Here is a 14,097-nt window from a genome sequence, read left to right as displayed (position 1 = left end):
GTGGGGACGTCGGCTCATATTCCCTCCTCTGCATGGCGTTAGGAATGACGCTGTCAACACACAGAAATGATGGCTTATTTGCTCAAGTCCGCGGCGTGGGCACACGCTGCGGCCGTGGTGATAGCAGTGTTGCGAACACCATTCACGTGCATCTGAGACGCAATATTCGACATCGGTAGAAGACTGCGAGCCTACCGTTGGGCGATCGCAACTCTGGGTCGGCGAAAAAATTCAGCAACTTATACGCGCATGCATTCATGCGTTCGTACGCTAAGAAAGACTCGCGCCGCGGCGCGCGAAGGGAGCGCATGGCGGCCGCGTGCGGCTTTTTGCGCGCCGCTCGGTGATCCTACAGAAACCTCCAAACGACTCGAGGCGACTGCTGCTTTCGTTCGTGTCTTTTGTCGCTCGTAGTTGCGGCATGCGAACGTAGTGACCCCGCCTGCCCTGACGGGGCGCAAATCTTTCTTTCCGTATTTCCTGCAGGTCACGGGTCGCGCCTTGACTTTTTCTTGTCGCGGGCATGCTGGTTTTGTTCAAACCAGTTATCCGCCGCTATGCCGACAACGAAACGTCTGTGTCATCCGCCACTCGCACAACGAGCGCACAGCGCCCCTCCTAAGCAGCGTATTTCGCGCCTTATGTGGTCTCGAGCGCGCACGCGCGACCCGCTGCGCGCCAAGCGCCCTCGCTCTGGCGGAGCGAAAGCATGCGTGCGATGAAACGGCAACCCACCGCAACGTCTGGAGCGTCGGAGCTGAAGCGACCTTCACGGTTCGCGGACGCCGAATTGGAGCACCTTGAATGCGTGATACGCCACCTGCTAAACGCGAATGCAGCGCCCATGCCGCTTTACCTTGACCGGTCCTACTGGCTCAGGCGGCTCGAGCGTCTAGAGAAAGAAACCTGTCTTGTCCCCGCGCAGATGAAGCGTCTCGGCGCCCTTCGAAACCTTCTGATTGCAGACGCATCATGTCGTCGGGAATGTGCATAAACGTGCACCCACTGGAACGCGCTCTACGCAACTTATCACGCGGCAATCGGACGCTCGCGCCGCTTTTAATTGCGCGCGATTGCCGGTTCCATAACCAGGACGCCAAGCAATCTTCGACGTCACGATGCCTATCGCTCAATGTTTTTTGCTGGGTGCGAGCGAGCCAGGCCAACTTAGCAAAGCGTCGTCCATCAACCTGCAGCGCACGGCGACACTGATTGATGACCGCAATAAACCAACCGCGAGAAAACGAAATGAGAGACCCGATTCAGAAACGAGAAGCCGCATTCCATCCGTTTAACGATCGAATGCAAAGCGGCGCCGATCACGCCACTCATCCGCAAGAGCACGATTCAGTCTCAGGCGCCCGCCGTCGGCGGGTCTGCCGCTGGCTGCGCCGCCGAATCGCGCCCGTATTCGGCCGCGTGTGTGAGAGCCAAGTGCGCTTTCATGAAGACGTAACCCTCGAACATGCGCCGGGAACCGCAAACGCAACGACATTGGTCCATTGCCTCGCCGTTACGCATTTCGGTGTTTTCGTCGTCAATTACTACGACTGGAGGGGCGAGGTCAGGCCAGGGACCAACGAAGATGAGCTGCTCGTGATCGACGACTTGGGCGGCATCACGGTGCACACGTCGCCTCTACGGCGCGCAAAGCCGGCGGTGCGTTATCTACGGTCAGTGCTCTCTCAACACGACTGCCCGGTCGAGAGTATCGCCGTATTTGCTGAGGCGGACTGTTGCCTTCATCCGACCGCACCGGACGGCGTTCTAGCGTTGCCCGATTTACATTACTTTTTGCGCACGAGATTGCTCAGCTTTCGCGCAACGCATGCACGTCATCTGGACGCAGCGCGACTTGATAGCCTGATAGCTCGGACATGCTGTCATGCCGGCGATGCCAGTCACGCTGTCGATCACCGGGCGGCGCTCACCCGTCGTTTAGAAACAAGACGGTAACGCGACGAAGAACCGGAGCGGAAGTACAACGAAAGCGATATGGCGAAACAACGCCAAGGGTAGGGCAAGCGCAGCGTCGATTCAACTCGGGCACGCGGCCACAAGAGCGATCCGTACCTCTCGTTCGGGACCGAACTCGGCGCGGCTCCAAGCAAAACCGCAAAGACTGCGTTTTTTCGAAGCTTTCCGCCTCACGGAGAACGGCTGTCGGCCTATATTGAATTCACCCACCGCGTTTTAACGCATCGACATGTCAGGCGAGCGGCTTCTGCTCGCTCGTCACCAGATCTTCATCTCTCTATTCCGGCGGAATTAAGAACACGCTTGCCCTCGCGAGCGCGTCGGACGTGTCGCCGCCATTGTCGGTCGCGTTCTTGATGCCGATTAGCCGAACCGGACGTTTATCGACGGCAACAATTCGCGTGCCGCTCCACCTCCACATTATTTCCATCGTGTCTGCGCTTGAGGGCCGATGGGGCTTAGCTGATCGCGACGCGCATACCGCCGCCATCGTTGTTTTCAACCGTTGTAGTCCGCTTTCGGCATAACGCTGAAGGCATGCATATTTCAACCTAAGGAGGTTTTATGAAAGTCGCTGTATTGGAAGTCCGTTATGCAGGCGGTCTGGATCTGACGGATCATGTCGTGGTGCAGGCGTCATCTCGTCTCACCCTGTCGCCGCGGCTAAGTGCGTTGCTCGGTATGCTAGAGACGTCGGAGCGACAGATCAGTATGAGCGTCAAAGTAGATGGGGTCAGCTATCGAGTCGAACGGAAGCAAAACGGTGAATATGTCGTAGGCGCGAGGCTAAGCATTCGCGAGCGCTGCTTGTCCAAACTGCGACTCTTTGAAGCGCCGAGTGAGTCTCAACGGCGGCTTAATGGACAATTCGCCCACTTGTTGAGCGCTTGGGCGCTTATCGGTGCAGGCTATTTGGTCTACACGACGAAGACCTGGGACTTGCGCGCAGTCATTGAAACAGTTTTGCTTTGCTTCACATCGTTGACGTTGTTCGTGGTCGGGCACATTTGCTTTTCGGATGTTCGTACGGCGGATCGCTAACCGTATAGTTCGCCATTGAGGCCATTGGGTTCTCGGATCATCGATATAGTCCGATTGATAGCCGACGCGCGCCGTCAGCGCGTCTGCAATTTTTCGTTCATTGCAAGCCGCGGCGTACGACGCGGCTTGCCCCAATCATGCAACGCGAAATCCACCCTCAGGGCGCTGCACGGCCTGCAGAAGCAAACTCGGAGGTTACGGCCCAGGCGAACTAGCGGCTCGTTCCGAGGCACGCAAGTCAGTGGACCTAGCACAGGTCGCTTCTAGCGTGGGTTGCCAATCACATCGATCGGGGAACACAAGAGCGGACAAATCTGACACATTTCAGTACGCATGTCCGCGTATCCTATTCAGACGGCCCGTTCCTAGTTCGGAGTACAAAACGAAAGACACGAGTAGAAAACGGGTCAAGTGACCACGCGTATCAAACGGCGCCACCCGAGCGCGCACGAGGAATAGTAATGGCCGCAAAGATGGCTTCCGCAGTAACAATCGAGGGCGGGAAATCGTCGCGGACGAAGTTGCCTCTCTCGCTGAAACGAAAGCGTTGAAATGAAGCATTGCGGCGCTGCTGTCTCTTACTTGCCGCCACACGCGGGCGTGAACGGAGGTGAGGTGAACTGAGTGAAAGGATACTTCCGCCTGCTTCCGAAAGGCACACACGAAAAAGCGTGCGTCTTCGATGGCCAGCAACCGCCACACAGGAAACGCATGTCGCCGATCGACTACCTTTGCGCCGCTTACCGCCTGCGCGCAAAGCTCGCACCGCAAATCGCTGTGGTCCTCGCCTTGGCCGCCATTCTCACCTATTACGCTATGACAAGCCGGTCGTTGGATTGGCTCTTGAATTGACCGAAAAGCGCCGGACTAAACCCACAGACCATATCACTGATATGGCGCTTTGTGCTGGTCCCTCTCCGCTAACCCTCTGACACGAAACGAGAACTCCAAAATTTTCGCGTGTGACAAGTGGGGACTTTCTGCTATTTGTCACACTCAGGGCTTCGCTCGAGCATTCGATACACGCTTTGCCTTGAGATCCGAAGGAAGTTTGCGCCAGCCTTTTTGTTGCCGTTGAACATAACGATGGCATCACGGACCTGGTCGAAGGTGACGCCGGGCGCTTCTTCCTGCTGCACCCTATGCGTCGATAGATAGATACGCGTTTGCAATCGATGGCCGGCTGTGGCCTGCCGCTTCGCGCACCTGACGCATGGCCTCCTCGTGCTGCGCCTTCGGCGCAATTTCGCCCGTACCTTACACGGCGCGGGCGAGCGGGTCCATCTGCATCGAGTCGTCGACGAGGGAAGGCAAGGGTGTTAATGCCACAACGGAAGTCGACCGGCTCGCGGTAGAGATTGACCCTCAGGTCATCGGCGAAGCGCAGCATCAGCGACTCCTCAGCGCGCCGATCAGCGCCGTATCTTGTTGGCCACATTCAAGTTAGGACTCACTCCGTTGGGAAACTGCGCCACCAGGCGGGTGGAAAACGGCGGGCGGTGCTAGGACCGCGTTGCTTCACGTCGCGTGGAGGCTGGCAAGGCTTCGGACCTCGCTGCCCCGGCAGGTGCGAGCCCTACGACGGGCACGAACGCCGGCACCCGGACGTCAAGAGGCCTCTCCGCTCGGTGGCACTCTAGTCTGCGCTCGCTGGATTCATTTGCGCAACTGTTTGGCGTTCATGCCAGCCATGAGGGCCAGTCCGGACACAGACGTTCCCGGTCTTTGGCATGCCTCGATCAACCGGCGCTTGCTCTCTGGATCAAAGCAGCGCGGCCGCCTTCATCGATATGCGTAACTTTGAAAGGGAGGAAATCAAGATCGTCTGGGGTCCTGTTTGCGTCCGCAAGTTATGGCTGCGGACACAAACTTGACCCTCCTCAGTTGGGTTCGCCAGATGCGGAGGAATTACCGCTAACGAAGAACGGAATCATGCATGTGTCGGATCGTTCGCACGCAAGGAGCAGCGGGCAGTGCAAGGCTGCTCCGTCATTTACTAATTATCTTCTTCGCCGTTCTTTCTCACCGATGATGGCGCAACGGAGCCGGTATGCGCTTCTCTCAATAGCGAGCGTCGCCGTTACCAACGCCTGCGTTAGGAAGTCGCGCTTGACGCTCGATTGGGCGGTAGTGTGCGCCTGGGGCGTCTCACCATATTCGACAGGTTGCTCGGGCATTGTCGGTTCTTTTGTCGAACTCGTCGCGCTTGCCTCGCAGTCAGGGACGATTGCTACCAAAGACGCGACGGTCTCACGCTGTGAGCGGGCTCCTGCCACGTCGGCCGTGCATTCGAACTGCCTTGGGTCTTCGTCGCAAACGCCTGTCTCGGAGAAGAGGCACGCAGGCTTAATCGACAATGAACTTGGCTCTGCTCCGGATTGGATCACCCGCGGCGCGACACCGGCGCCTGCCGCACCGGAGGTCGCCGAAGACGCTATCTGACTAGTCGGACCGCTGTTGCGCAGCGCGTCCTCGGCGAGGCGCTTAAGTAGCGCCGCTCGTTGCCTTGGATTTGAGACGGCAGACACGGCGCGAAACAAGTCTGGCGTGACAAACTCGTTGATCGTTATCTTTATTTCCAATGAAGTCGTCATTGTGGTCATTCCGACATAGCGCTTCCTCGCTTGCATCAAACTTGCTCACACGACGCAGTAAGAAAGCGCTCGAGCTGAAGATGTAGTGACTTGCCGCAGCATTGATCTGCGTCACGACGCTGCAGGTAAATGTCGCATTCCGAGGAGGGGCATGGCGTTTGTAAGTATGAGAAAGGGATATTCATTACCCTAGTGATGCCTAGTGCTTCAAAGTTCACCGGTAGTCGTTCGTGGGTGGGGCAATGCGAGTTGGTTCCGTGCCGTCGAGGCAGCGCTTCTGGTTTCCCGTGGCTGAGAAGTCCAGGCTCGACCGACCAAGTCCACTGTACCGGGGTACAGGCGCGTGCGAGCAAGCGAAAGCTCTCGAAAATGGGGTGGCTTTTAATTTCGTCCCTTCTCGCAGTCGTTCGTGGGCGCTGGTGTCTGCGCTGGGAACGGCTTCGACCGGAACGGCATTGAACGCAACATTGAGCCACTCGCCACCGCGCCGTTTCCCACAGCGGAGTATGGCGATTGGATCGTGACCGCTCAGTCATGCTGCGATGGATGGCGGCCCGTTCAGGATGACGGGTCGTCCATCCATGAACCCTGCTGTTCTAGCGCTTCGGTCACGCGATGCCAGCGCGCCGGCTTGCTTTGCACGACGCACGCCTGACCAATGTGACCGGAACTGGGTTGACGAGATCTTGCTGCGAGGAATTTCTGATCCAAAATCTATGGCAAAGCGAAATTAGAGAGGCGACTGGCGACAATGGCCACTTGCAGAGCTGCGTGGAACGGCCGGTTTCGAGAAAGTCGACTGACCGATCGGGGTCGTAGTGTTAGTTCGCTGACGGCGGTATTTGCTGTGCCGTCGCGCGACGCCGGCAAGGTCTGCAATCCACTGGGGTGCAGACGCTAAACACGACCGACCTCGATGTCCGCAAAGGCCGAAGTGCTGCGTCGGCCGTTCAGGCAATCTCTTGAAATGAAACTCACCGTTTCACCAAGACGTTTGTGTCAGCCGGGCGGCAGTAGATTCGCCCTCTGGGCGCCTGCATTGCTCCTTGGTTGCTCTGCTTGCGCAGCGATAGCGAAAGCCAAATTACATTTATAGCGCCCTGACCATTGAGACCGACAGATACTCCGTGCTGGAAGACATTTTGCGCATAACACGGGGAAGCTTAGGAACGTGCGCGACGGCGTCAGCATTGAAGTCGATCTTGAGCGCGCACCATAGGATGATCTATTGACCTTGAGATAACGATCGGTAAGGTAGGCCGCTGTCGCCATTCAGCGAATCTCTCGAGGTCGGCAAAAGATTTAATGCCGGCTGGTCGGCGCCCGTCGCGAAGGTTGGCGAAGCTGTTAGACGGAGCGACCAGAAGGAAGCTGTTTAAACGAATCCTTCGAACGCACGGTTTATCTGCGCGCACGGTCCACCATGCGTGCTCCTCTTTGTCGTCCGGGTACACGGTTAAGACCGCTGCATCACGTGGTAGGTAAAGCGAGGTCGACACGATGTCACCACTGGTCGCAGCGGCGAGCCGCCGATCGCTGGGATCGTCGGCACGTCGGCATCGCCGCGAAGAGAAGGGTTCGAATGACCTTGCTACCATGGGCACGGTATCCACCTTGGCCATGGTAAATGCCATGGCCGTGATATCCGACGTAACGACCTGTTCAAAGGCGCCTTTAGGCTCAGACACGCCGCACGTTTATTCGCCTGACACGACGACCATCGCGCGCCGTGTCGTCGTGAAGCTCGCTAGCACCGCCAGTCCCGCCGTGCACAGCAGCACGCCGAGGTGCATCGAGCCTGCCGCGCCCGCGCGGTCGAACGCGACGCCGCCGGCTACCGATCCCGCCGCGATTGCCGTCTGCACCGCACTCACGAAAAGCGCCGACGCCGCTTCGGCCTGTCCGGGCGACATCGACTGCATCCAGACGCTGAGGCCCAGCGGAATCGCGCCATACGCGAAGCCCCACGCCAGCACGCCCGCGACGACCGCGCCCGGCGTGTGCGCGAACGCCGGCAGCAGGACGAGCGAAGCGATCACGAGCGCGCCCATCGTAAGGAGCGATGCGCGCGGGTGCGACGTCACATAAGCCGAAGCGGCAAAGTTCGACACGAAGCCGACGATGCCGAAGCCGAGCAGCAGCTCGCTCACGCGGGCGGCATCGAACGAGGCATCGTCCTCGAGAAAGGGCGCGACGTAGGTGTAGGCGCTAAAGTGCGCGCCGAACAGCAGCGCGACGAGCGCGAGACTGCGCAGCACCGGGCCGCGTGCCAGCATACGGGCGAAATCCGCGCCGCGCGCCGCCACGCGCGGCGGCAACTGCGGCAGCAACAGCGCCTGCGACAGCAGTGCGGCGAGCGCGAGCGCCGCCGTCGCGAAGAACGACACGCGCCACGACGACGCGTCGGCGATGTAGGTGCCGAGCGGCACGCCGATGACCGTCGCGAGCGTGATGCCCATGAAGATCGTCGCGCTGGCCCGGGCGCTATCCTTTTCCGGGACGATCTGCCCGGACACGCCGAGCGCCACCGTCCAGAATCCGCCGAGCGCAAGGCCGAGCAGCGCGCGGCCCGCGAGCATCGTCGTGAAATTTGTCGCGAGCGCGCTGAGCGCGTTGGACGCGATGAGCGCGCCCGACAGCAACAGCAAAATCAGCCGCCGGTTCACGCGGCCCGCCGCGAGCAGCAGCAGCGGCGCGGAGAAGGCCGCGATGATGCCTGGGGTCGTGGTCATCAGTCCGGCGGTGCCCGGCGTGACGCCGAGATCGCGCGCGATGGCCGGCAGCACGCCCACAGGCATGTATTCGGTCGTCACGAATGCGAATGCGCCGAGCGCGATGGAGAGCACCGCGAGCCACGGCCACCATGCGGCCGCGCGCGAATCCGCGGGCGCGGTATGGTCGATATCCATGAGTAATCTTGTCGTCGAATGCAAAGGAAAGCGCGGCGGCGCTGTCCGGCGCCGCCGCGCGCGTGACGCACGGCCTCCCAGGCCGCGAGCGCGGTTTCGCGATAGAACGGGTAATCCGTATAGCCGATTTCCGTGCCGCCGAAGAATGTCGGGCGGTCATACGGGTTCAGCGGAAGATGCTTGCGCAGCCGCTCCGGCAAGTCCGGATTCGCGATGAAGTGACGTCCGAACGCGACCAGATCCGCGTCGCCGGACTGGAGAATCGCTTCGGCGCTGTCTCCGTCGAAGCCGCCCGCCACGATGATCGGACCGCGAAAGCGCGCGCGCAGCGATTGCGCCGCGACCGGGCGCTGGTCGCGCGTATCGTCCTCGACGTTGCCGGCGATGCGCGGCTCGATCAGATGCAGATACGCGATGCCGAGTTTGTCGAGTTGATCGGCGACGTAGCCGAAAAGCGCTTGCGGATTGCTGTCCGACATGTCGCCCCAGGAACCGCTCGGGCCGAGGCGCACCGCGACCTTGTCCGCGCCCCACACGGAGATGACGGCGCGCGTCGTGTCGAGCAGAAGACGCGCGCGGTTCTCCATCGGGCCGCCGTATTCGTCGGTGCGCCGGTTGCTGCCGTCCTGAAGAAACTGGTCGAACAGATAGCCATTGGCCGCATGCAGCTCGACGCCGTCGAAGCCCGCCTTCACGCCGCGCGCCGCCGCGAGCCGAAAACTTTCGACGATGCCCGCGATCTCGTCCGTGCGCAGCGCGCGGTTCGGCGTGTTGGGCACCCAGCCGGATTCCGTATAAGCGACGCCACCATGCGCGATCTCCGACGGCCCCACGGGCTGCCCGCCGTCCGGCTGCAACTGCGCATTCGATTGCCGTCCCGCGTGATAGAGCTGAAGGAAGATGCGGCCGCCCTTGGCATGCACGGCATCGGTGATGGTCTTCCAGCCTTCGATCTGAGCGTCGTCGTAGAGGCCGGGCGCGCCGAGATAGCCGTTGCCTTCGGGCGCGGCGATGGTCGCTTCACCGATCAGCAGCGCGCCGGGCGAAGTGCGTTGTGCATAGTATTCGGCCATCAGCGGACCGGGGCGTGCGCCGTCTTCGGCGCGCATCCGGGTGAGCGGGGCGAGCACGACGCGATGCGTGAATGCATATGAACCGACTTTCACCGGCGAAAAGAGCGTGGACATTTCGATTTCCTCAAGCTGTGGTATTCGGGATGGATGCTGCCGGCGCCATGAGCGGCGACGCTTGAGGCCAATGTAGGGGAATGCCGCCGCGAGAAAAACGGTCTGCCGGTCGCGGCACTGCGGCCGTGCGCGTCCGCAATGGCGCGCCGCCCGGCTGGCGCGGCTTCGCGCCGATGAAACGGCATTGTTCGGCCGCGAAGAACAGTCAGTTCGCGGTATCCCGATTTATTGCGGTGAAGACCGTTCCGATAATTCGAGCCACTTCGAGGCGTGCCGCCTAAGCGCGCCTCTCGTCCACTCAAATCGACCGGAAGGAATGCATCATGGCAAGAATCATCACCTTCGCGCGGCACGGCGGCCCCGACGTCTTCGAGTACACCGAAGTCGGCGATCTCGCGCCCGCGGCGAACGAAGTGCGTATTCGCGTGAAGGCCATCGGCCTGAATCGCGCGGAGTCGATGTGGCGGCGCGGCGCGTATGTCGAGCCCGCGAAGCTGCCGGCGCGCGTCGGCTACGAGGCGTCGGGCATCGTCGATGCGATCGGCGCAGACGTCACGCACGTCGCACTCGGCGACGCGGTGTCCACCGTGCCGTCGTTTTCGATGAACGACTACGGCATGTACGGCGAACGCGTGCTCGCGCCCGCGCACGCGGTCGTCAAGAGTCCCGCGTGGCTTTCGCATGAAGACGCGGTCGCGATCTGGAACGTGTTCGTGACGCCTTACGCGGCTTTCACGGAAGACGCGCGCCTGAAACAGGGCGATGTCGTGCTGATTCCGGCCGCGTCGAGCGGCGTGGGCATCGGCGCTATCCAGGTCGCGAAGCAACTCGGCGCGACGGCCGTGGCGCTCACGCGAACGTCCGCGAAGCGCGACGCGCTCCTCGAACTCGGCGCGGATTACGTGATCGTGACGGACAAGGAGAATCTCGTCGATGCGGTCATGCGCATCACCGGAGGACGCGGCGCGGATCTCGTCTTCGATCCGGTCGGCGGCAAGACGCTCGCGCGGCTGATCGACGCGACGCGCGCGGGCGGCACGATCCTGCTGTACGGCGCACTGAGCACCGACGAAACGGTATTGCCGGTACTGCCGCTGCTTTCGAAACGCATTACCGTGCACGGCTACAACCTGTTCTCGACGACCACCGACGAGCAACGCCAGCGCGAAGCCGCGTCGTTCATCTTCGACGGCTTGCGCTCGGGCGCGCTGCGCACGGTAATCGCGCAGCGCTTTGCCTTTGAGCGCATGGCCGACGCGCACGCGCTGCTCGAACGCAACGAGCATTTCGGGCGAATCGTGGTGACGGTCTGACGAGCAAGGAGAGCGACATGCAATTCGATTTCGAATCGATCGATGCCCGCGCGCGCTACAAGCTGCTCGGCGCGGCCATCACGCCACGCCCGATCGCGTGGGTATCGACGCTCGGCGAAAACGGCGAGCCGAACGCCGCGCCGTTTTCGTTCTTCAATGCCTTCGGTGAAGACCCGCCGATCGTCGGGTTCAGCATCCTGCATCGTTCGCAGAGCGACAGAAAGGACACGGGCGAGAACGTGCGCCGCGAACGCGAGTTCGTAGTCAATCTCGTCGGCGAGTCGAATCTGCCGGCGATGAACGTCACCGCGATCGACTTTCCGCCCGAGCGCAGCGAGTTCGCGGAGGCCGGGCTCGTCGCAGCGCCTTCGAGCGTGATCCGCACGCCGCGTATCGCAGCGAGTCCGGTGTCGTTCGAATGTCGGCTGTTCGACATCATCGCACTCGGGCCGTCGCGCTCGCTCGTACTGGGGCGCATCGTCGCGATGCACGTCGATGACGGCGCGGTCATCGACGCCGCACGCGCCTACATCGACACGCGCAAGCTGCGTCTGATCGGACGCGGCGAAGCGAACACCTATGTCCGGACGCACGACGTGATCCGGCTGCCCGCGATTCCCCTGCATACCTGGGACACGCGCACCATACGCGGAGGTTCGAGATGATGCCTGCTCTTGCACAACACGAGGCGCCGTTGCGCGTGGCCGTGATCGGCGTCGGCAACTGGGCGCGGCACGGTCATCTGCGCGTGCTCGATCTGTTGCCGCAGTACGCGTTGCAGGCCGTGTATAGCCATCGGCGCGAGGCGGCCGAAGCAGCGGCGCGCGAGTATCGTATCGGGCGCGTGGCGGCGTCGATCGACGAACTCGTCGAAAGCGACGACATCGATCTCGTCGTCGTGCTCAACACCGCGCCGCAACATGCGCAGACCGTGAAACGCGCGATCGCGGCGGGCAAGAACGTGTACTGCGAATGGCCGCTCACGACGACGCTCGCGCAATCGGAAGAGCTGCTGCGCCTCGCCGACGCGCGCGGCGTGCGTCATGTCGCCGGATTGCAGCGCAGGCTCGCTCCGCACAACCGCTATGTGCACGATCTCATCGGCGAAGGTTACGTCGGCGAAGTGCGCTCGGTGCGCATGCACGTGAGCATGAACTACTTCCAGGCGATGCGAACGCGCGCGCTCGAATGGACCGTGCCGCCGGAGAACTTCTCGTCGGTCGTATCGATCTACGGCGGGCATTTCCTCGACATGCTGTTTGCGTCGACGGGCTGGCCGGTGTCGATCGCCGCGCTCACACCGAACCAGTTTCCCGAGGTCACGATCAGGGAGACGGGCGTGTCGATGCCGACATCGACGCCCGACCAGCTCGTGCTCGCCGGCATGCTCGAGCGCAACGCGGTGTTGTCGGTGCATATCGAAGGCGGCAAGCGCAACGGCTCGGGCGTGCAGATCGACATCACGGGCACGCAGGGCGACCTGCGCGTGACCAACGTGTCGGCGTTCGGCGATGCCGGCGACGACTACGCGATCCACGGCGCGCATGGCGACAAGGCGCCGCTTGAACGTCTCGAGGTGCCGGAGCGTTATCATCGCTTGCCGGCGTCCGACCTTCCTTCGTCGGTGCTGGAACTCGCCGAGCTGTACTGGGCGTACGCCGACGACGTGCGGCACGGCACGCGTACCGCCCCCACGTTCGCCGATGCCGTGAACATGCATCGCTTAATCGACGCTGCGCAGGCGTCGTATGCGCAGCGGCGCTTCATCGACGTGCGGACATCGACATGAGTATTCGGGAGAGCGTCGCGATGAAACAGTCGGAATCCGCCGTGCGTGCGCCCGTTGCTCACGCGGGCGGCGGCGGGGCGATGGATCATATGAGCGCGATGGTCGTCTTCACGCGCGCGGCGGAAACCCTGAGCTTCGCGGAAGCGGGCCGGCAACTGGGGCTTTCGGCATCGGCGATCGGCAAGGCGATTGCGCGCCTGGAGACGCGGCTCGCGGTGCGGCTCTTTCATCGCAGCACGCGCAGTGTGCGTCTGACGAGCGAAGGCGAGCTTTTTCTCGCGCGCTGCCAGCGCATACTCGGCGAGATCGAAGAGGCAGAAGCTGAACTTGCGCTGTCGCGCGCGAGTCCGTCGGGCAGGCTGCGCGTGAGCATTCCGCTCGTCGGCACGTTGCTGATGCCGGTGCTGTCGGCGTTCATGCGGCGCTATCCCGAGGTGCAGATCGATATCGATTTCAGCGATCGTATCGTCGATGTCATCGAGGATGGATTCGATGTCGTGCTGCGCACGGGCGATGCGCTCGATTCGCAACTCACGATGCGCACGCTCGGCCATTACACGCATGTGATCGTCGCTTCGCCGGACTATCTGAAGCGGCACGGCGTGCCGGCCCAGCCGGAAGACCTGGCCGGGCACGCGTGCCTTCAGCATCGTTTCTCGCGCACCGGGAGATTGCGGCGCTGGGCGTTGATGCGCGACGGTGCGCCCGTCGAAGTCGAGCTGCCGTCGACGGCGGTGGCGAGCGCGGTCGAGCCACTCATCGCGATGGCGGAACAAGGGCTCGGGCTCACCAACGCGCCGGATTTCGCAGTGCGCAGGCAACTGGCCGACGGCTCGCTCGTGACCGTGTTGGACGCGTTCCTGCACGACCGCGTTCCGTTTCGCGCGTTGTGGCCTTCGGGACGCATGATGCCGCCGAAAGTGCGCGCGTTTGTGGACTTTCTGAGCGAGCATCTGTTTCCGCAAACCCCGGATGGCGGCTAGCCGTGATGCGGCGCGCGAAAAGGCTTGGGCCTGCCGTCTTCCCGCCGTCGGACTCGCCCGGTCGGTCGCTTCGCTACCCGCGGGGGCTGTCGCATAGCCACGATAAGCGACGCCTGCCGCATCGACGACGGTGCTGGGCACGCTCCACGCTGGGCGCGCCCGCCGGTTGCAACGGGAATGCGACGAAAGCGATGCCACGCACGCCGTCGTCCACCACATGCAGCGTGGCGCGTGGCCCGAGCGTGTCGACGACCGACCTCCTCGACATTGGACTGCAGCAAGGTTGCATTGCGCGGCCCGATCG

At 62.0% G+C, this 14,097-nt stretch carries 9 protein-coding genes and 1 pseudogene; 7 read left to right on the top strand and 3 right to left on the bottom strand.

Annotated elements, in window-relative coordinates; translation table 11 throughout:
* The first annotated feature begins 1,248 nt into the window (after positions 1–1,248).
* From LDZ23_RS10740 to LDZ23_RS10730, 3 genes are all read left to right on the top strand, one after another.
* Positions 1,249–1,956, top strand: a complete 708-nt coding sequence (locus LDZ23_RS10740; RefSeq protein WP_244807529.1) for a nuclease-related domain-containing protein — start codon at positions 1,249–1,251, stop codon at positions 1,954–1,956.
* A 585-nt stretch (positions 1,957–2,541) separates the two neighbouring features.
* Positions 2,542–3,018 carry a hypothetical protein gene (locus tag LDZ23_RS10735; protein WP_244807528.1) on the top strand — a complete coding sequence of 159 codons (477 nt, stop codon included), beginning with the start codon at positions 2,542–2,544 and terminating at the stop codon, positions 3,016–3,018.
* Positions 3,019–3,729: 711 nt separating this feature from the next.
* Entirely contained in the window at positions 3,730–3,870 is a 141-nt protein-coding gene (locus LDZ23_RS10730) for a hypothetical protein (RefSeq protein WP_244807527.1), read from the top strand.
* Positions 3,871–5,018: 1,148 nt separating this feature from the next.
* On the opposite strand, the gene LDZ23_RS10725 is transcribed toward LDZ23_RS10730, so the two are convergent.
* The 3 genes and pseudogenes from LDZ23_RS10725 to LDZ23_RS10715 form a co-directional block, all read right to left on the bottom strand.
* Entirely contained in the window at positions 5,019–5,612 is a 594-nt protein-coding gene (locus tag LDZ23_RS10725; protein WP_244807526.1) for a hypothetical protein, read from the bottom strand.
* Positions 5,613–7,309: 1,697 nt separating this feature from the next.
* Positions 7,310–8,521: an MFS transporter gene (locus tag LDZ23_RS10720; RefSeq protein ID WP_244807525.1), complete on the bottom strand. Its 1,212-nt coding sequence runs from the start codon at positions 8,519–8,521 to the stop codon at positions 7,310–7,312.
* An 80-nt stretch (positions 8,522–8,601) separates the two neighbouring features.
* Positions 8,602–9,708 (bottom strand): annotated as a pseudogene (locus tag LDZ23_RS10715) (alkene reductase); the annotation flags it as partial.
* A gap of 323 nt (positions 9,709–10,031) precedes the next feature.
* Here LDZ23_RS10715 and LDZ23_RS10710 point away from each other — a divergent pair.
* From LDZ23_RS10710 to LDZ23_RS10695, 4 genes are all read left to right on the top strand, one after another.
* Positions 10,032–11,021 (top strand): zinc-dependent alcohol dehydrogenase family protein, encoded by a 990-nt coding sequence (locus tag LDZ23_RS10710; RefSeq protein WP_244807523.1) that lies wholly within the window; start codon positions 10,032–10,034, stop codon positions 11,019–11,021.
* Positions 11,022–11,038: 17 nt separating this feature from the next.
* Positions 11,039–11,686, top strand: coding sequence for a flavin reductase family protein (locus LDZ23_RS10705; RefSeq protein WP_244807522.1), 648 nt, complete (start codon positions 11,039–11,041; stop codon positions 11,684–11,686).
* A complete protein-coding gene (locus LDZ23_RS10700) occupies positions 11,683–12,810 on the top strand; it encodes a Gfo/Idh/MocA family protein (protein WP_244807521.1) in 1,128 nt (375 codons plus the stop codon). Before LDZ23_RS10705 ends, LDZ23_RS10700 begins: the two co-directional genes overlap by 4 nt.
* 80 nt (positions 12,811–12,890) lie before the next feature.
* Complete coding sequence (locus LDZ23_RS10695; protein WP_244808133.1) at positions 12,891–13,793, top strand: LysR family transcriptional regulator; 903 nt, start codon at positions 12,891–12,893, stop codon at positions 13,791–13,793.
* The last annotated feature ends 304 nt before the right edge of the window (positions 13,794–14,097 follow it).

Origin of the sequence: Caballeronia zhejiangensis (genome assembly GCF_022879815.1) — a bacterium.
Lineage (GTDB): Bacteria > Pseudomonadota > Gammaproteobacteria > Burkholderiales > Burkholderiaceae > Caballeronia > Caballeronia zhejiangensis.
The sequence above is the reverse complement of the archived record's forward strand: the minus strand, read 5'-3'. Positions and strand labels throughout refer to the sequence as shown.

Bases quoted from the DNA above. Each gene is read 5' to 3' on its own strand.
- LDZ23_RS10740 (WP_244807529.1), top strand. From the start codon at position 1,249: ATGAGAGACCCGATTCAGAAACGAGAAGCCGCATTCCATCCGTTTAAC.
- LDZ23_RS10735 (WP_244807528.1), top strand. From the start codon at position 2,542: ATGAAAGTCGCTGTATTGGAAGTCCGTTATGCAGGCGGTCTGGATCTG.
- LDZ23_RS10730 (WP_244807527.1), top strand. From the start codon at position 3,730: ATGTCGCCGATCGACTACCTTTGCGCCGCTTACCGCCTGCGCGCAAAG.
- LDZ23_RS10725 (WP_244807526.1), bottom strand. From the start codon at position 5,612: ATGACGACTTCATTGGAAATAAAGATAACGATCAACGAGTTTGTCACG.
- LDZ23_RS10720 (WP_244807525.1), bottom strand. From the start codon at position 8,521: ATGGATATCGACCATACCGCGCCCGCGGATTCGCGCGCGGCCGCATGG.
- LDZ23_RS10710 (WP_244807523.1), top strand. From the start codon at position 10,032: ATGGCAAGAATCATCACCTTCGCGCGGCACGGCGGCCCCGACGTCTTC.
- LDZ23_RS10705 (WP_244807522.1), top strand. From the start codon at position 11,039: ATGCAATTCGATTTCGAATCGATCGATGCCCGCGCGCGCTACAAGCTG.
- LDZ23_RS10700 (WP_244807521.1), top strand. From the start codon at position 11,683: ATGATGCCTGCTCTTGCACAACACGAGGCGCCGTTGCGCGTGGCCGTG.
- LDZ23_RS10695 (WP_244808133.1), top strand. From the start codon at position 12,891: ATGGATCATATGAGCGCGATGGTCGTCTTCACGCGCGCGGCGGAAACC.